Origin of the sequence: Pontibacter lucknowensis (assembly GCF_900156415.1) — a bacterium.
Lineage (GTDB): Bacteria > Bacteroidota > Bacteroidia > Cytophagales > Hymenobacteraceae > Pontibacter > Pontibacter lucknowensis.
Map to the genome: position 1 here is coordinate 145,975 of NZ_FTNM01000005.1, position 16,993 is coordinate 162,967.

Annotated in this window: 16 protein-coding genes and 1 pseudogene; 4 read left to right on the forward strand and 13 right to left on the reverse strand. The window is 50.3% G+C overall.

The window, feature by feature from the left end:
* The 5 genes from BW972_RS15650 to cmk all read right to left on the reverse strand — a co-directional run bounded on the left by BW972_RS15650 (position 1) and on the right by cmk (position 3,822).
* Positions 1 to 486, reverse strand: a complete 486-nt coding sequence (locus BW972_RS15650) for an ATP-dependent zinc protease family protein (RefSeq protein WP_040574139.1) — start codon at positions 484 to 486, stop codon at positions 1 to 3.
* Between the two features lie 156 nt (positions 487 to 642).
* Positions 643 to 1,464 (reverse strand): alpha/beta fold hydrolase, encoded by an 822-nt coding sequence (locus BW972_RS15655; RefSeq protein ID WP_076422808.1) that lies wholly within the window; start codon positions 1,462 to 1,464, stop codon positions 643 to 645.
* 129 nt (positions 1,465 to 1,593) lie between these two features.
* Entirely contained in the window at positions 1,594 to 2,136 is a 543-nt protein-coding gene (locus BW972_RS15660) for a DUF502 domain-containing protein (RefSeq protein WP_007656277.1), read from the reverse strand.
* An 87-nt stretch (positions 2,137 to 2,223) separates the two neighbouring features.
* Complete coding sequence (locus BW972_RS15665) at positions 2,224 to 3,108, reverse strand: 4-hydroxy-3-methylbut-2-enyl diphosphate reductase (protein ID WP_007656275.1); 885 nt, start codon at positions 3,106 to 3,108, stop codon at positions 2,224 to 2,226.
* A gap of 12 nt (positions 3,109 to 3,120) precedes the next feature.
* Positions 3,121 to 3,822 (reverse strand): (d)CMP kinase, encoded by a 702-nt coding sequence (gene cmk, locus BW972_RS15670; protein ID WP_007656273.1) that lies wholly within the window; start codon positions 3,820 to 3,822, stop codon positions 3,121 to 3,123.
* A 259-nt stretch (positions 3,823 to 4,081) separates the two neighbouring features.
* Between cmk and ade the strand changes: the two genes are divergently transcribed.
* Together ade and BW972_RS15680 are read left to right on the forward strand one after the other, a co-directional pair.
* Positions 4,082 to 5,716, forward strand: a complete 1,635-nt coding sequence (gene ade, locus BW972_RS15675) for an adenine deaminase (protein WP_076422809.1) — start codon at positions 4,082 to 4,084, stop codon at positions 5,714 to 5,716.
* A gap of 17 nt (positions 5,717 to 5,733) precedes the next feature.
* Positions 5,734 to 6,579, forward strand: a complete 846-nt coding sequence (locus BW972_RS15680) for a sulfite exporter TauE/SafE family protein (protein WP_007656268.1) — start codon at positions 5,734 to 5,736, stop codon at positions 6,577 to 6,579.
* Between the two features lie 167 nt (positions 6,580 to 6,746).
* On the opposite strand, the gene BW972_RS15685 is transcribed toward BW972_RS15680, so the two are convergent.
* Positions 6,747 to 7,184 carry a response regulator gene (locus tag BW972_RS15685; RefSeq protein ID WP_076422810.1) on the reverse strand — a complete coding sequence of 146 codons (438 nt, stop codon included), beginning with the start codon at positions 7,182 to 7,184 and terminating at the stop codon, positions 6,747 to 6,749.
* Between the two features lie 175 nt (positions 7,185 to 7,359).
* A pseudogene (locus BW972_RS15690) lies at positions 7,360 to 8,343 on the reverse strand (PLP-dependent cysteine synthase family protein); the annotation flags it as partial.
* Between the two features lie 224 nt (positions 8,344 to 8,567).
* On the opposite strand from BW972_RS15690, the gene sucD reads away from it, so the two are divergent.
* Positions 8,568 to 9,461 carry a succinate--CoA ligase subunit alpha gene (gene sucD / locus BW972_RS15695; protein WP_007659826.1) on the forward strand — a complete coding sequence of 298 codons (894 nt, stop codon included), beginning with the start codon at positions 8,568 to 8,570 and terminating at the stop codon, positions 9,459 to 9,461.
* An 83-nt stretch (positions 9,462 to 9,544) separates the two neighbouring features.
* On the opposite strand, the gene BW972_RS15700 is transcribed toward sucD, so the two are convergent.
* Positions 9,545 to 10,492: a hydrogen peroxide-inducible genes activator gene (locus BW972_RS15700; protein WP_076422811.1), complete on the reverse strand. Its 948-nt coding sequence runs from the start codon at positions 10,490 to 10,492 to the stop codon at positions 9,545 to 9,547.
* A gap of 202 nt (positions 10,493 to 10,694) precedes the next feature.
* Here BW972_RS15700 and BW972_RS15705 point away from each other — a divergent pair, with 202 nt between their 5' ends.
* Entirely contained in the window at positions 10,695 to 11,168 is a 474-nt protein-coding gene (locus BW972_RS15705) for a Dps family protein (RefSeq protein WP_040574723.1), read from the forward strand.
* Between the two features lie 90 nt (positions 11,169 to 11,258).
* Here the strand turns inward: BW972_RS15705 and rny are convergent, their stop codons facing one another.
* From rny to BW972_RS15730, 5 genes are all read right to left on the reverse strand, one after another.
* Positions 11,259 to 12,824: a ribonuclease Y gene (gene rny, locus BW972_RS15710; protein WP_007659822.1), complete on the reverse strand. Its 1,566-nt coding sequence runs from the start codon at positions 12,822 to 12,824 to the stop codon at positions 11,259 to 11,261.
* Between the two features lie 119 nt (positions 12,825 to 12,943).
* Positions 12,944 to 13,228, reverse strand: coding sequence for a cell division protein ZapA (locus BW972_RS15715; RefSeq protein WP_007659821.1), 285 nt, complete (start codon positions 13,226 to 13,228; stop codon positions 12,944 to 12,946).
* A 90-nt stretch (positions 13,229 to 13,318) separates the two neighbouring features.
* Positions 13,319 to 13,615: a hypothetical protein gene (locus tag BW972_RS15720; RefSeq protein WP_007659820.1), complete on the reverse strand. Its 297-nt coding sequence runs from the start codon at positions 13,613 to 13,615 to the stop codon at positions 13,319 to 13,321.
* A 2-nt stretch (positions 13,616 to 13,617) separates the two neighbouring features.
* Entirely contained in the window at positions 13,618 to 16,035 is a 2,418-nt protein-coding gene (gene pheT, locus BW972_RS15725; RefSeq protein WP_076422812.1) for a phenylalanine--tRNA ligase subunit beta, read from the reverse strand.
* 290 nt (positions 16,036 to 16,325) lie between these two features.
* On the reverse strand, positions 16,326 to 16,958 hold the full coding sequence (locus tag BW972_RS15730; protein WP_007659817.1) for a DUF1684 domain-containing protein: 633 nt from the start codon (positions 16,956 to 16,958) through the stop codon (positions 16,326 to 16,328).
* Positions 16,959 to 16,993: the final 35 nt, after the last annotated feature.

The following is a 16,993-nucleotide window of genomic DNA, read 5'->3' on the forward strand; positions in this document are numbered from 1 at the left end:
CTATTTATTCTTCTTTTGTTTGTTGTTGAATTTGAGTGAGACGTTTTTACGGGAAACGTCCACAATAAACCGGCCTTTGAGCAGTTTCCGACCAATCAGCACCGGGTACTTCATATCGCTTCGATCTGAAAGAGAGAACTCCGCCTCGATCAGTTCATCGAAAAACTTGATTTTGGTCTTGATGACGTAGCGCTCCTGCACATCCCCAAACGAGTTACGGATATCGCGCAGGCTATAGTCAGAAAACCGCAGCTTTTTGTGATTGTACTGTGGGTGTGACGGGTCTAATAAGTCCAGACAGATCACTTTAGTTCCGTCAGCGCGGGTCTCCTCATGAATATCCGAGCAATGGATCGCGGAGGTGTATGCACCTGTGTCGATCTTGGCCTCTATCTCGTCAATATCCAGTTCAGGAAAGGCTACCATCTCGCGCCGCCCGATGATCTTTTTCTCTGGTTTGAGCTTTTTTAGGTTCTCCTCTTTCATCAATGGCCAATTTAAGCATTCTGCTTTATGTACGATGCATCAGTATCGGTATTTTCAGGATTGATAATGCTGCGGTGCACGATTAACACAACCCTGCCCCTCTGAAGAAGGGACTGGCTATATACTCCAACATACATGTTATTTCAGGTATAGTCCTTAGCTGGAAGGAGGTATAGACTGCGTTCTTTTCGCATGCAGCAATTCCGCAACCTCCTGCAACAAATGCGAATGTCCGGCTTTGAGCACCACGAGCTCTCCTTTGTGCAAAGCTTTAATAAACACACTTACTCGTTTGGGCGAGATGATCTGATCAAACTCACCGAGGAACATCGTAACCGGCACCTGCTTGTGGTTGAGCAGCCGCACGATCTCACGGATGTCGAAGTTGAGTTCGCGGAAACCAATCCAGCTACGGTATACCCGCAGGCGTTTCTCAGTGCTATCCATCTGAAAGCGGGCGAAACGCACGAGGCTTTTGTGGATCATGTTATACCTGTTGAGCACATTCAGTAGCCTGAAGAAAGGCTCCGGCTTGAGCACGGTGCGTTTGAAGAGCTGCTGCAGCCAGCCTGGATAAGTGGCAATATTGTACCAGAAGCTTGTCTTAATGCCATCCGGTGCGATCAGGAAAAGTTCGTCGATGCGCTCTGGGAAGCGCTCCACTAGTGTAAGGGAAAATTTGCCTCCCATGCTGAAGCCCATCAGCGAAAAGTGGTCAATCTTTTCCTTCACCAGAAACAGCCCGATCAGCTCCTGCAGAAAATCCTTGTCTAGCGGCATATTTTCCTTGTGCAGGGAACTCTGCCCATGAAAGAAAAGGTCGAAGGCATAGATGGTGTAGTCGCTGCCCAGCGCATGCCCCATGGGCTGGTAGTAGCTACTGCTCTGCCCATAGCCATGAAAGGCCAGCAAAGGCTGCGTGCCTTTTCCCAGCACCCTGTAGTGCAGCTTCGTACCGTTATGTATGATGTAAGGCATTCTGAATTAATGAATCTCCCTTAACTTATTCGGCATGCATACAAATAAGATACACAAAAGGGCTTGAAATTTTGAGATATTTGGTGAGTGTCCTTATTGCTCTTTATGAAAGGTATAACTAACGGCTCATTAGAGACGGGACACGCCACCTGACACAATGAACTTCATTACGTCGCTGCTGGGTAGGTCCAGGTATACGACGTTGCGCTTGGGTACCACAAAGAGCTCACCCGAGAAGTTATAAGAGTGCGGAAAGTACACGGCTACGCGGTCTTCAACATTCACTGAACTCAAAGCATCCTGCGTTACAAAGCCAAACTTCAGGTTATCAGACTCTTCTGACATCTTCACCATAACAGGCTTGTTGAATTTCTGATTATCGCCCACAAAGGCGTCGAACAGGTCCTTAATGCTGGAGTAGACGATGCCCACCAGCGGCACTTTATTAAACCAACGCCCCGTGATGACAATGAATGGCTTTACAAAGAAAGACGAGCTGATAAAACCGATCAGAGTAAGAAGTACAAACATCAGGAATATACCTAATCCGGGTATCCCTAAGTCGAACATGCTATTCAGCCAGTCGATAATGGCCACGATGATCCATACCGTAATGGTGAAAGGTGCTACAATAAGTAGGCCGTTCAAAAAATAGCGTAAAATGCGTCTCATGTCTGCTGGTGCTTAATAAAATAGGCCTTGCCGAAGCAAAGCCTAAATGTAGCTAAAAAGCCACTATTTTGTAGTATAGGGCTATACCTATACTGTTTCAAAGTCAAATTTTTTGATACTGTCGGCTACTTGCTGCATCAGCCACATGGGCGTGGAAGTAGCCCCGCATATACCTACGCTCTCTGCATTGGCAAACCACTCTTTCTCAAGCTCCTCCTCGTTCTCCACGAAGTAGCTGTTGGGGTTGTGCTGCTTGCATACGCTGTAGAGTGCCTTTCCATTAGAGCTTTTTTTGCCACTCACAAAGATGATCACATCATGCTCCACTGAGAACTTAGTCAGTTGAGGCTCGCGGTTCGACACCTGACGGCAGATGCTGTCGTTAGCGTTGAAAGCGGTGCTGTCCTGATTAGCCTGCTGGAGGCGCTCTTCTATCAGCGACTTGATATGGTAGAAGCCTTTGGTGCTTTTGGTTGTCTGGCTGAAGAGGGTAACGGGACGGGTAAAGTCGATCTTGTCGAGGTCTTCTTCTGTCGTCACAATAATAGCCTCATCGCCTGTCTGGCCCGCCAGTCCGATCACCTCAGCGTGCCCCACCTGGCCGTAAATCACAATCTGTCCACCTTTCGGCTTATCAGCATCAAAAGCGTGCTTCACACGGTTCTGCAGCTTTAGCACTACCGGGCAGGAAGCATCGATCAGTTCAATGTTGTTTTCTAAGGCTGTTTTGTAAGTCTCCGGCGGTTCGCCGTGGGCTCTGATCAGCACTTTGGTGTCGCGCAGTTCTTTGAGCTGCTCGCGGTCGATGATGCGAAGCCCTTTTTCATAAAGCCGCTTCACTTCCATGCTGTTGTGCACGATATCACCCAGACAATAGAGTTCTTCGCAGTTCTCCATTTCATCCTCCGCCATCTGAATGGCGAATTCCACACCAAAGCAATAACCGGAATTCTTGTCTATCGTTACATTCATCTCTTCTTTCCTCTATTCCTGCAAAGCATAATCACTGTTGAAGATACGGGAAGTTACCTTATTAAGCACAAACTCTACCTGCTCATCAATGGTCATGTGCGACGTGTCCAGTAAAAAGGCATCATCGGCGCGACGCAGCGGACTCTCGGCTCGGGTCGAGTCGATCAGGTCGCGCTTGAGCAGGTTTTCCTTTATCTCACCGAGGTTGATCAACTGTTTTTTAGCCAACAGTTCATCCTGACGGCGCTTGGCGCGGGTGTCCACGTCGGCTGTCATAAAGATCTTCACTTCTGCATCCGGGAACACAGCTGTACCAATATCACGACCGTCCATCACCACACCGCGTTTCTTTCCCATTTTCTGCTGCTGGGCCACCATGGCGCGACGTACTTCCTTTACGACACTTACCTCACTCACCTGATTGGAGATGTACATCTTGCGGATCTCATCCTCCACGTTCAGGCCGTTAAGGAATACTTCGTTTCTTTTGGCCTTTGGGTTATAGTGAAACGTGATATCTATTTTATCCAGCGCGTCCTTCACCTCCTTGGGGTTGGTGAGACTCACGTGGTGCTCCAGAAAATAAAGCGTAACCGCCCGGTACATAGCCCCGGTATCGATGTAAGCGTAGCCCAGTTCGGCAGCCACCAGTTTGGCCGTTGTACTTTTACCGCACGAGGAGTAGCCATCTATGGCGATTACAATTTTTTTCATGGTAAGCTATCAGAAATTAGTTCGAATCACAAGGGCAGGGCACATTGCCGCGCTTGCTCTTTTTCATGTAGGAGGCCGTCTTTTTCTGCTGTGGTGTTTTAGCTGTGCAACCCGCCAGAGTGCCGGAGGACAAAACACATACAACGATCAGGTATGAAATTATCTTTCTCAAAACGACTTAATTTAACGCAAATATAAAGTAATTTACGGGTTCAATCCCCATCAGCGGGCATTTTATATCAACAAGACAGTCCTACCCATGCATAGCTCCTATACCGTCAGCGGACGCATCATCGACCTGCACCAACAAGAGATTTTTGAGGGAACGGTCCATGTGTCAAACGGCCGCATTTCTAAAATAGTTCGTGAGGCCACTGCCTCTTCCAGTTATATTTTGCCGGGCTTTGTGGACGCCCACGTGCACGTAGAAAGCTCCATGCTTGTACCTTCCGAATTTGCCCGCCTGGCTGTGCCGCACGGCACCGTGGCCACTGTGTCGGACCCGCACGAGATCGGCAATGTGCTAGGTATAGCCGGCGTAGAGTACATGGTGGAGAACGGAAACAAGGTGCCGTTTAAGTTTTACTTCGGTGCTCCCTCCTGCGTACCTGCCACTCCTTTCGAAACAGCTGGCGCTGAGATAACGGCCGCCGACATCGAAACATTGTTTCAGCGTGACGAGATCAAGTACCTGGCCGAGATGATGAACTGGCCCGGCGTGCTGCACCGCGACCCGGTGGTGATGGAGAAGATAGAACTGGCTAAAAAATATGGTAAGGCTGTGGATGGTCACGCCCCCGGTCTGCGCGGCGAACAGGCGGCGCTCTATGCATCGGCTGGCATCACCACCGACCACGAGTGCTTCACTGCTGAAGAAGCCCTCGACAAACTGGCCGTAGGCATGAAGATTCTGATCCGCGAAGGCAGTGCCGCCAAAAATTTCGAAGCGCTTATACCTTTGCTTGCCACCCATCCGGAGAGCATCATGTTCTGCTCCGACGACAAGCACCCTGACAACCTGGTGGAAGGCCATCTGAACCTGCTCGTAAAGCGTGCCCTTGCTAAAGGTCACAACCTGTTCCATGTGCTGCGTGCCGCCTGCCTCAACCCGGTCGAGCATTACAAACTCGAAGTAGGCCTGCTACGCGAACACGATCCTGCTGACTTTATCGTGGTGAACGATCTCGAGGACTTTGCTGTGGAAGCCACCTTCATCAATGGCGAAAAAGTAGCAGAGAACGGCAAATCGAACATTGCTTTTACACCAAGCGAAGAGATCAACAACTTCAATACAGAACCGAAGACGCCGGAGCAATTCCGATTGCCAGCCGACAGCGCCAGCAAGATCCGGGTGATCGAGGCATTTGATGGGCAGCTGATTACGCACCAGGTATGGGCCGAACCGAAAACAGAGAACGGCTACATCGAATCGGATGTGGCGCAAGATGTGCTGAAGATCACGGTGGTGAACCGATATGAAAATGCCGAGCCGGCCGTTGCTTTCATCAAGAATGTAGGCATACAGCGTGGTGCCATTGCCTCCTCCGTAGGCCACGACTCGCACAACATCATTGCCGTGGGTGTGGATGACAAAAGCATTGCCCGCGCCGTGAACCTGATCATCAGCGCCAAAGGCGGTGTAGCCGCCGTGGACGGCGACAACGAACAGCTGCTGCCGCTGCCAGTGGCGGGTATCATGTCTGCGGCCGATGGTTATGAAGTGGCCAACGCCTACTCGGCCATCGACCGCATGAGCAAAGAGATGGGCAGCAAGCTGGCCTCTCCTTTCATGACGCTTTCGTTCATGGCATTGCTTGTTATACCTTCGCTCAAGCTCAGCGACAAAGGATTGTTTAACGGTGATGACTTTAAATTCGTACCTGTAGCGGAATAGTAGAAGGGCTATTGCGAATGGAGGAATTCATCATTTTTGTAGTCGGTGCGCTCGTGAGTGGGTTTGGCACCATTATCGGTTTCGGGGGAGGCGTGTTCATGGTGCCGATCCTGATCATCTTTTTCGGATACAACATCGAGATCGCCATCGGGGCCACTATGTCGGCACTTGTGCCGGCTTCCATCATTGCCTCCGTCTTCAACCTCCGCGACCGCAGCATCGACTACCTGGTAGGCTCGCTCATTCAGTTTCCGGCGGTAGTGGGCACGGTGCTGGGTGCCTTTATGGTAGCCTTTTTACCCGTAACAGAGCTCCAGGTGATTTTTGCGCTCTTTGTGGTGACGGTGGGAATCTTTATGGTGAAGCCCCAGCAAAAAGAAAAGCATATTCGCCACTCTGGCATGATGTATAGGATACGCCGCGTGCCGACCTCCTTTATCCGGAAGAACAGAGCCAAGCACCTGGCTTACCGGCTCAATGGCGGTGTTGTAGGGGTTTTTGGTTTTGCTTCAGGTATAATAGCCGGCCTCTTCGGTATAGGAGGCGGCTTCCTGCAAACTCCCATGATGATCAAACTGTTCCGGATACCACCTCAGATCGCCACTTCCACCTCACTATTCATTCTGGTTATCACAAGTTTCACCGGCTTTATCAGCCACTACCTGCTGGGCAACGTGATCTGGAGCCGCAGCCTGCCGCTCATGGCAGCCTTTGCCCTTGGGGCTATCGGCGGAAACATGCTCAAGAAGCGACAGGGCAAAATGCAGGATATCGAAAAGCTGATTGGCATCGGCCTGCTGCTGGCAGGTTTAGGTGTTATTCTGAACCTGCTGATCAAGTCCAATTTCGGTTTCTCGTTTTAGGTATAGCACAGAGCCCTGATCCGGCAGTCTGTACGTATTAAAACAGGCCTCCACTTGAAATCCCTATTGCTGCATTTCTTTCCTATACCCTCCTAATGCAGGAAGAGCCGATGCACAGCCTGTGAATAGGCAAGCGCATCGGCTCTTTTTTGTAACTATTGCTTTTTCTATGCCTCCTGTTTCGCGGAGCTAAAGTGCTTATAAATCAGATTCTTTACTTTATCTGCTGTAAGGGGCTTTGTCAGATATTCTGCCGAATACTTCTGAGCTGCATCCGTATCCTGTGGATGGGTAGAGGTAGTCAGTACGGCCAGTATAATATTCTTTCTGAACTCCGGGTTCAACCGCTCATACAGGTCCAGCATTTCAAATCCATCCATCACCGGCATGCTGATGTCCAGGAATATCAGTTCTGGCTGAAAATAATTCCCATCCGTCTGCTCGTAATTGTTGTTGCTTACATTGTACAGATAGTCGAATGCCTGCTTGCCGTTCACAAACGTGCGTATATTATCGGTCACCTGCATTCGCTCAAGCAAACGTTGGTTCAGAAAATTTGTGGTGTCGTCGTCGTCAATAAGAAGAACGCCTGATAATTTTTTCATAAATACACTATACCCAGCTTGTAATAATACGCAAGCTGTCTATTCCAAGCTGACGTTTCTGAGAAGATGAAATAATACGGTACCCAAGGCTATGTATTTACCGCAGCACAAGGTACACAATTGAAAGCCTGAAACAAATTCTAAACTTCCAATTTCGTTATAACCAGATTGTTTAGTCGATATAGCCCTGCGAGCGCATCCAGTCGTCGTTGTAGATTTTACCCAGGTAGCGGGTACCATGGTCTGGCAGCAATACAACGATGACATCGTCCTCTGTCAGATTTTTCTCACGGGCATACTCCAATGCTCCGTACACGGCTGTACCGCTGGACCATCCTACGAAGAGACCTTCTTCTTTGGCCAGGCGGCGGGTCATCACTGCACCATCTTTGTCAGTCACTTTCACAAAAGTATCGATCACGTCAAAGTCCACATTCTTGGGCAGGATGTCTTCGCCTATACCTTCAGTGGCATAAGAGTAGATCTCGTTCTCATCGAAAATGCCGGTCTCTTTATACTTCTTGAAAACAGAGCCATACGTGTCTATACCTATGGTGGCCAAATCCGGCTTACGCTCCTTCAGGTAACGCGAAATACCTGTTACGGTACCACCTGTGCCTACACCTGTGATGAAGTGCGTCACTTTGCCCGCGGTCTGTTCCCAGATCTCAGGACCGGTACTCTCATAGTGCGCTCTCCAGTTTGAGAGGTTGTCGTACTGGTTTGGGTAGAAGGAGTTTGGAATCTCTTCATTGAGGCGCTTAGCCACTGAATAGTATGAATCCGGATGGTCAGGAGACACATTGGTAGGGCACACTCTTACCTCAGCGCCAACAGCACGCAGAATGTCCATCTTCTCCTTGCTCTGCTTGTCGGCCAGCGTAAAGATGCACTTATAGCCTTTGGCGATCGCCGCCAATGCCAGACCCATGCCTGTATTACCGGAAGTACCTTCTATGATGGTGCCGCCCGGCTTCAGGATGCCAGCTTTCTCGGCGTCTTCGATCATTCTGATCGCCATGCGGTCTTTCACAGAGTTGCCTGGGTTCATGTATTCAACCTTGGCCAGCACTGTAGCCTTAATGCCATCAGTTACGTTGTTAAGCTTTACTAAGGGAGTGTTACCGATTGCTTCGGTTATATGATTCAGGTATTTCATTTAGATGCTTTTTTGAGATACGGGTGCAAAGGTACGTAATTAAAATTATACTTAACAGGTATAGCCACCTGCCTCCCGTACAACAGAAGGCATACCCGTTCCCGTTCCGCCGGGCTGATTTAGCGCCTATATTAGCTTTAACTATTTTTTGGAAGCGCCACAAAAAAGGCTATTTTTGCACTACCTTATTTTAGACCATCATTCATCAACTTAATAAGATACACATGAGTGTTTTAGTAAATAAAGATTCGAAAGTGATCGTGCAGGGCTTCACCGGCTCAGAAGGCTCTTTCCACGCCTCTCAGATGATCGAGTACGGCACAAACGTAGTGGGTGGTGTTACACCGGGCAAAGGTGGCAACAATCACCTGGACCTTCCAGTTTTCAACACAGTGGAAGAAGCTGTAAAGAGAACTGGTGCCGATGTTTCTATCATTTTCGTGCCACCGGCTTTCGCTGCTGACGCGATCATGGAAGCTGCTGACGCGGGCATCAAAGTAATCGTTGCGATCACAGAAGGCATTCCTGTAAAAGACATGGTGATGGCCAAAAACTACCTGAAAGGCAAAGATGTGACCCTAATCGGTCCAAACTGCCCAGGTGTGATCACGCCAGGCGAGGCGAAGGTTGGTATCATGCCAGGTTTCGTGTTCAAGCCAGGTCGTATCGGTATTGTTTCTAAATCAGGCACCTTGACATACGAGGCTGCTGACCAGATCGTGAAGGCTGGCCTTGGTGTTTCTACTGCTATTGGTATCGGTGGTGACCCGATCATCGGAACGCCAACCAAAGACGCAGTACAGCTGCTGATGGAAGACCCTGAGACAGACGCGATCGTGATGATTGGTGAGATCGGCGGTAACTACGAGGCAATGGCTGCGAAGTACATCAGCGAAACTGGCAACAAGAAGCCGGTGGTTGGTTTCATTGCGGGTCAGACTGCTCCTGCTGGTCGTCGTATGGGCCACGCTGGTGCAATCGTAGGTGGTGCTGACGATACAGCTGCCGCTAAAATGAAGATCATGCGTGAGAACGGTATCCATGTGGTAGACTCTCCTGCTGAGATCGGTGCTACGATGGTAGAGGTGCTGAAAAGCGCTGGCATGATCAACGCTTAATTTGGTTAGCCATACCTGACTGCAGGTATAAACATAGAAACGGGCTGCTTCGAAAGAGGCAGCCCGTTTTTGTTTATACTCTTCTAACTCCCCCTCACTCCCACCACCTGCTCTTTCTTGCGGTTGCGGATGTGGGCAGGTATAGCCGCTACGATTTCCTGCTGCAGTGCTTCGATCAGTTTCTTTTTCAGGAAGCTGCGGTGCACGACCAGACTCACCTCCCGCTGTGGCTGTGGCTCCTGGAAGGTGTGAACCAGCGCCTGTTTCTCTTCAGGTATATCCAGCACCGAAAGCTCCGGCAACAAGGTGAGGCCACGCTGTGTCTCCACAATCCGCTTCAGCGTTTCCAGCGATCCGCTCTTGTAATCCAAATGCCCTGCGCCGCTTAGGCCGCTCCCAGACCGGTTGCAGATGTTGAGCACCTGGCTTCTGAAACAGTGTCCTTCGTTCAGTACCCACAGCTCGTCCAGATCAAGTTGCTCGGGGCTAATGGCTTTGCTTTGGGCCAGCGGATGGGCTGGGTTAATGTACGCTACAAAAGCCTCGTAGAACAGGGGAAGCTCTCTGATAGACTTATCCTCCAGTGGCGTCACCAGCAGTCCTACGTCCAGCAACTCATAGTTGAGCTTCTGCACGATTTCCTCCGTCAGCAGTTCCTGCACCACCAGCCGCACATCGGGGTACTTCTCCATAAAGCTGGTCACGAAAAGCGGGATCAGGTAGGGAGCAAGGGTCGGTATCACGCCCACCCGCAGCTCGCCGCTCAGTTCCTGCTTCTGGTTCTGTACAATCTCTTTGATCTTCTTCGCCTCAGCCACTACGATGCGTGCCTGGGCTATAACTTCTTTACCTAGCTCGGTCGGGCGCACCGGTACTCTGCTTCTATCAAACAGCTGTACTCCTAACTCCTCTTCCAGCTTCTGCAGCTGCATGCTTAGGGTGGGCTGCGTGACAAAGCAATGCTCCGCTGCCGTGGCAAAATGGCGGTGTGTGTCTACCGCCAAAAGGTATTCCAATTGTACCAGTGTCATGTTAATAACCGTATAGTGGTAATATAAATGTATGTTGTAGTATACGTCTTCTGCCTCCGTCTATCCTTGTATCCAAGTGTCGCAACACCCTGCTAAGTTATAGAACATACCTATATATAAATAGACATAATTGATTTGATTGATAACCTAACAGGCTGTATATTTGTATATACAAACAATGAAAGATAAAACACAAAAAACTATGAATAAGCTAACGAATATCGGATTGGAAAAACAAGACTCTGTAGAGATTGCTGACAAGCTGAACGAGCTATTGGCTAACTATCACATCTACTATCAGAACCTGCGCGGTTTCCACTGGAACATTAAAGGGATACACTTCTTCCAGTTGCACGCCAAGTACGAGGAGCTTTACAACAATGCTCTGGCCCGTATCGATGCCTTGGCAGAGCGTATCCTAACGATCGGACAGAAGCCACTGCATACCTTCTCGGATTACCTTCGTGTGTCCAGCATACAGGAAACTTCGAACCTGAGCGGCGACCGTGAGACAGTGGAGGCAACGCATCAGAACCTTTCTGTAATCGTGAACCTGGAGCGCGATATTCTGGCTATGGCTGCAGAGCGCGACGACGAGGGTACAGTAGCACTTGTGAGTGAGGACATCAACGAAAACGAGAAGACGCTTTGGATGCTAAGAGCTTTCCTGAGCTAAGATAATAAGTGACGATTGGTTTTAGTTTAATGCAAAAGCCCCTCGCCTGTTACTGGCAAGGGGCTTTTTGTTTATACCTGATGCTATACCTTACTTGGCGTAGCTGATGGCTCTCATTTCGCGGATCACCGTGATCTTGATCTGGCCCGGGTACTGCATTTCCTTTTCGATCTTCTGGGAGATGTCAAACGAAAGCTGTGCGGCTTTTTCGTCGGTCACGTTATCGGCGTCTACCATGATGCGGAGCTCACGGCCAGCCTGAATAGCGTAGCACTGGTTCACTCCGTCAAATGATACGGCGGCTGCCTCCAGATCCTTCAAACGCTTGATATAAGACTCCATGATCTCGCGGCGGGCACCCGGTCTTGAACCGGAAATGGCGTCGCAAGCCTGAATGAGTGGAGAGATCATCGCGGTCATCTCGATCTCGTCGTGGTGAGCGCCGATGGCGTTGCAGATATCCGGATGCTCCTTGTATTTCTTGGCCAGCTCCATACCGATGATCGCGTGCGGCAATTCCGGCTCGTCTGGCGTCACTTTACCGATGTCATGCAACAGACCGGCACGTTTGGCGTGCTTCACGTTCAGACCAAGCTCGGCAGCCATAGTGGCACACAGGTTGGCTACTTCGCGTGAGTGCTGCAGCAGGTTCTGACCGTAAGACGAACGGAAGCGCATGCGGCCCACCATTTTGATCAATTCAGGGTGCAGACCGTGTATACCAAGGTCGATGGCCGTGCGCTCACCGATCTCCACGATCTCCTCTTCGATGTTTTTGCGGGTCTTGGAAACTACCTCCTCGATACGGGCCGGGTGAATACGACCGTCGGCTACCAGACGGTGCAGCGACAGACGCGCAATTTCGCGGCGAACCGGGTCGAAACCAGAGATGATGATCGCCTCTGGGGTGTCATCCACGATGATCTCCACACCTGTGGCGGCTTCGAGAGCACGGATGTTACGGCCTTCACGACCGATGATCTTGCCTTTGATATCGTCGCTTTCGATGTTGAATACCGATACGCAGTTCTCGATGGCGTGCTCCGCAGCGGTACGCTGGATGGTCTCCACCACGATCTTTTTGGCTTCTTTTGTAGCGGTCAGTTTGGCCTGGGCCACGATGTCCTTCACGTATGAAGAAGCATGCGACTGGGCTTCGCTCTTCAGGGCCTCTACCATTTGCTCGCGGGCTTCGGCTGCGGTCAGACCGGCTATTTTCTCAAGCTGAGCCACTACTTCGTTGTGCTGCTGTTCTACGTCTTCTTTGCGCTTTTTGAGCAATTCCAACTGGTGATCGAGGGCTTCTTTCTCCTTGTCGAGTTCGGCTTCGCGGCGCTTGGTTTGCTCCATCTGCTTGGCCACGTGCTGCTCGCGCTGCTTTACCTTGTTCTCGTTCTGGATGATGATGTTCTTTTTCTTGTTCGACTCTTCCTCGAACTCAGACTTCAGCTTCAGGAATTTCTCCTTCGCCTCCAACATGCGGTCTTTCTTGATGCTCTCGGCGTTGATCTCGGCCTCGCGGATAATGGATTTTGCCTTTTGGCGGGCGGCTTCTTCCTGCTGCTTGTATACCTTCTGCAGCATGACACGCCCTATGTACACGCCCACTCCGAGCGCTACAATGGCAGTGATTAAAATGAATAAAATATCGGGCATAACTATAAGCTTTTATGGTTTATAAAAACTATAGCAGTACCTGCAGCAGGACAGTGAAGTGGTTTTGCAAACCACACCGTAGTTAAAGAGGCTGCTTGGGAAGCCGCCTCGGAATATGTTTACTTACTTGATGATAAGAGATCGTCCAGTACGCTCAGTTGCTCTCCCACTTTAGCCAGATGGTTGTTTTTGTCATCCTCCAGTTTCAGCTTGTCCACCATGGTCTCAAAAGCCACCATGGCCAGCAAATCCTGCTTATCCTGTATGCCAAACTGGTCTTTGAAAAAGCGCAGACGCTCGTTCAAAAGTTTACCTACAACCCGAAGCCTTTCTTCTTCTTCTTCCTTCACCCGCATCGGATACTCGCGTTCTGCGATGCGAATCTTAATTGCTAATTCACCCATCCGTTGCGTTCTTTTGGCATAGGGCTACCTGGTTTCTTTGCTTTCCTGCAATGGCCAGCCGTATATCCGGCTTCGGCTCACTGCCTCCCGCTAGTCACGCAAGTAGGCGATACACTTATCAATTTCCCTTATATATTCGTTTAACTTCAGCTTTAACTCTGTCGAATTTGCAGTGTTTCCTGCTATCGCATCTACAATCTTAACAATATTCTCTTGATTTTGAAAATTTTTTATTTGCTGTTCTCTCTCTTCTAACAGCGCCTCCAACGATTTAATTTCTTCCTGAGCGGCGACAAGCTTGTGTAGCACGTCGTCGTGCTTGCTAAGAAGCTTGCGCACTTTGTCCTCAATGGACTGAAGCTGTTGCAGTTGTTTTTCTTTTGCCATAACTACTTGCGGATAATAGCTCCCAGCTGTTTCTCAAATTGCTGCATCAGGCGGTTCATAACGCCGTCGATCACTTTGTCGGTCAAAGTTTGCTGGCGATCCAGCAAAGTGAAGCTCAGGGCGTAGGCTTTCTTGCCTGCGGCTATCTTGTCGCCCTCGTACACGTCGAACACGTTTACGCCTTGCAAAAGCTTACGCTCGGTGCGAAGCGCCACTTGCTTTAGTTGCTCAAAGGTCAGGTTCCTATCCACAACCAGTGACAGATCGCGGCGCACTTCCGGGAACTTCGGTAGCTCCTCGGCCACCAGTTTATCTTTGTATTTCTTGAGGAGATAGTCCCAGTTGAGTTCGGCGTACCATACCTGCTCTTTCACGTCCATAGCTTTAGTCACAGCCGCGTCCAGCAAACCTACCTGCGCGATCACAGTGCCGTTCTTCACATAGGTGATACCCTGGCGCATGTAGCGACTAGCCTCCACCGGCTGTACTTCGTAGTCGGCGGCATTGAGTTTCTGTAACATGTTCTGCACCACACTGGCAAGGTCGTAGAATGCCACTTTCTGGGCAGGCTGCTTCCAGCTTTCGGCAGTAGTGTTGCCTATCATGTAAAGCGCCAGTTTACGGCTTTCTTTGTAGCCGTCCTCCAGCTGCTCGTATACCTTGCCGAGTTCGTATACCTTGAGATCACGCTGACGACGGTTGATGTTGTAGCGCAGCACTTCTAAGCCAGAGAACACCATGCTCTTGCGCAGCACGTCAAGGTCTTCGCTGTTATAGTTGAGCACCTTCACCAGCCCGGCCGTCTCCTCTTCTCCGCCGGCGGCGTAGTACTTGGAGTTGGTGATGGAATTGGTGATGATCTCGTGGAAACCGTTGGCCGATATATAGTCAAGTATAGTCTTGTTGATATCTTCCGGATAAGGCTTCGGGAAGCTGGCCATGTAGGTAGTGGCCATGTGCTCACTCACCTCGATGTTGTTGAAGCCGTAGATGCGCAGGATTTCTTCCACCAGATCCGCCTCACGGGTTACGTCCACTTTGAATGGCGGCACTGACACGTGGAGTTTCTCTTCTGTTTCACCTGTGATTTCTATACCTAGGTCTGTCAGAATGGCTTTCATGCGCTCGGCACCGATGTGCTGGCCGATAAGCGAATGGGCTCGTTCGATGTCCAGCGTCAGTTCTAAGTTTTGAACAGGCTGTGGGTATACATCTACAATTTCAGAGCTGATTTCACCGCCCGCTACTTCCTGCACCAGCAATGCGGCACGCTTCAGAGCAGTGATCACCATGTTTGGATCGGTACCGCGCTCAAAGCGGAAAGACGCATCAGTTTTGAGGCCATGTGCCATACCTGTGCGGCGGATATAATCAGGTGAGAAGTAGGCACTCTCAATGAAAATACTTGTCGTTTCGTCTGAAACACCAGACTCCTGCCCACCAAACACACCACCGATCGCCATTGGCTCCCCGGCATTGCAGATCATCAGGTCATTAGCCTTGAGCTTACGCTCCACACCATCCAGGGTCACAAACACACTGTCAGCTTTGGCAGTTTTCACGACAATCTTATTGCCCTTGATCCTATCGGCGTCGAAAGCATGTAGCGGCTGGCCCAGCTCATGCAGCACGTAGTTGGTTACGTCCACGATGTTGTTGATCGGAGCCAGATCGATGGCACGCAGGCGCTTCTGCAGCCATTCTGGTGAGGGGCCCACTTTCACACCACTCACGGTTACACCGGCGTAGCGCGGACAGGCCTCTGTATTTTCAATCACCACCTCGATCGGGCGGGAATTGTTATTCACTTTAAAATCTTCAACCGAAGGTAAGGTATAGGGCACACGCAACAGGGCTTTCAGGTCGCGGGCCACGCCTAGGTGCGAAGCAGCATCGGCGCGGTTTGGCGTCAGGCCAATCTCGAATACCTTATCAGAGCCAAGGCCGAAGTACTCGGCGGCTGGCGTACCGTTCGGCAGGTCAGTGTCGAGCACCATGATGCCTGCATGCGAGGTACCCACGCCAATCTCGTCTTCAGCGCAAATCATACCCTCGGAAGCGGCACCGCGTATTTTCGATTTCTTGATTTTGAAAGCCTCTCCGCCTGTTGGATAAAGTGTGCTATTCACGGTCGCCACCACCACTTTCTGCCCGGCGGCCACGTTTGGCGCACCACACACGATCTGGCTCGGCTCACCTGTGCCGATGTCCACAGTGGTTATACTCAGGCGGTCGGCGTCAGGATGGCGCTCACAGGTCAGCACTTCGCCTATTACGATCCCCTCCAGGCCTCCTTTTACCTGATCGAAGTTGTGGATCGCCTCCACTTCCAGACCTGCGCCTGTCAGCAAGGCACCCGTTTCTTCAGCGGTTTTATCTATATGAATGAGTTGTTTCAGCCAGTCGAATGAAATCAGCATGGTTATTTCTGTTGTTCTGTAAGGTATAGCCCCGTTTGGTTGAAGCTAATTCCCAAAATTAAGGATTTTTCTTTGCTCTTCGACAAAAGACATCGGGACAAAAGCCTACATGTTCATAGAATTTTGGCCCAGGGACAGTTTCCCCGAAGCCATGTCACGCGAGATGCACTTCGTAATTAGCCCAATTGCTCTACTCCTGCCGCTCCTCTCAACACTCTTCCGGATTGCAGATCTTTGCCAGTTCATCGAAGTCATGCCAAGTGACAAGCTTCATGTCTTGCTGAAAGCCTCTACTCCACTACCGGATGTACTTTTTCGTAGTTTTTCTCGCCAGCCTCTACCGCTACGCTCAGGCGGTTCTCTTTGGGTGGCACGGGGCATACGTACTCAGGATTGTAAGCGCAGAAAGGGCTGTAGGCGCGGTTAAAGTCGAGCGTAGCCGTTGTAGCTCCTTCCTTGAACGGCACATCCAGGTAACGGCCGCCGCCATACGTGTCGAAACCGTTTGTTTTGTCGGTGAAGGGTACAAACAACTTTTCCTCCTGCTCTTTTACTTTTTTATAGAGTGTCAGGCGTTGCGGCTCACCGTGCAGTTCGAAATTGGCGATGGCATAGCGCAGGTAAGCCTCGGTGCTGCCGTTGGTCATGGGCATGTGCAGCGTGTCTTTTGGCTCAATTTCCTCCAGTTTCACCTTTACACGATAGTCGAGGTTGGGTTCGTAGTACACCAGATTGCTGAACATTCTGCGATCGGCCTCTTCAAAAGGGCTATTCGTGCGGCTCCGGAATGACAAGTCTTTGTCTTCACGCTCTTTCTGCAGTGGAATCAGGTAATTGTCGTCACTCATAAAGGACTCACGCACAAAATAAAAAAGTACCAGCGCGATGCCGGCTATGATAATGAGCTTAATAGGTCGTTGCATTGGGCCAGGTGATTTTGCTGCAATTTCGGAAAAAA

Coding starts and splice junctions, on each gene's coding strand:
- BW972_RS15650 (WP_040574139.1), bottom strand. CDS start 486: ATGAAAGAGGAGAACCTAAAAAAGCTCAAACCAGAGAAAAAGATCATC.
- BW972_RS15655 (WP_076422808.1), bottom strand. CDS start 1,464: ATGCCTTACATCATACATAACGGTACGAAGCTGCACTACAGGGTGCTG.
- BW972_RS15660 (WP_007656277.1), bottom strand. CDS start 2,136: ATGAGACGCATTTTACGCTATTTTTTGAACGGCCTACTTATTGTAGCA.
- BW972_RS15665 (WP_007656275.1), bottom strand. CDS start 3,108: ATGAATGTAACGATAGACAAGAATTCCGGTTATTGCTTTGGTGTGGAA.
- cmk (WP_007656273.1), bottom strand. CDS start 3,822: ATGAAAAAAATTGTAATCGCCATAGATGGCTACTCCTCGTGCGGTAAA.
- ade (WP_076422809.1), top strand. CDS start 4,082: ATGCATAGCTCCTATACCGTCAGCGGACGCATCATCGACCTGCACCAA.
- BW972_RS15680 (WP_007656268.1), top strand. CDS start 5,734: ATGGAGGAATTCATCATTTTTGTAGTCGGTGCGCTCGTGAGTGGGTTT.
- BW972_RS15685 (WP_076422810.1), bottom strand. CDS start 7,184: ATGAAAAAATTATCAGGCGTTCTTCTTATTGACGACGACGACACCACA.
- sucD (WP_007659826.1), top strand. CDS start 8,568: ATGAGTGTTTTAGTAAATAAAGATTCGAAAGTGATCGTGCAGGGCTTC.
- BW972_RS15700 (WP_076422811.1), bottom strand. CDS start 10,492: ATGACACTGGTACAATTGGAATACCTTTTGGCGGTAGACACACACCGC.
- BW972_RS15705 (WP_040574723.1), top strand. CDS start 10,695: ATGAATAAGCTAACGAATATCGGATTGGAAAAACAAGACTCTGTAGAG.
- rny (WP_007659822.1), bottom strand. CDS start 12,824: ATGCCCGATATTTTATTCATTTTAATCACTGCCATTGTAGCGCTCGGA.
- BW972_RS15715 (WP_007659821.1), bottom strand. CDS start 13,228: ATGGGTGAATTAGCAATTAAGATTCGCATCGCAGAACGCGAGTATCCG.
- BW972_RS15720 (WP_007659820.1), bottom strand. CDS start 13,615: ATGGCAAAAGAAAAACAACTGCAACAGCTTCAGTCCATTGAGGACAAA.
- pheT (WP_076422812.1), bottom strand. CDS start 16,035: ATGCTGATTTCATTCGACTGGCTGAAACAACTCATTCATATAGATAAA.
- BW972_RS15730 (WP_007659817.1), bottom strand. CDS start 16,958: ATGCAACGACCTATTAAGCTCATTATCATAGCCGGCATCGCGCTGGTA.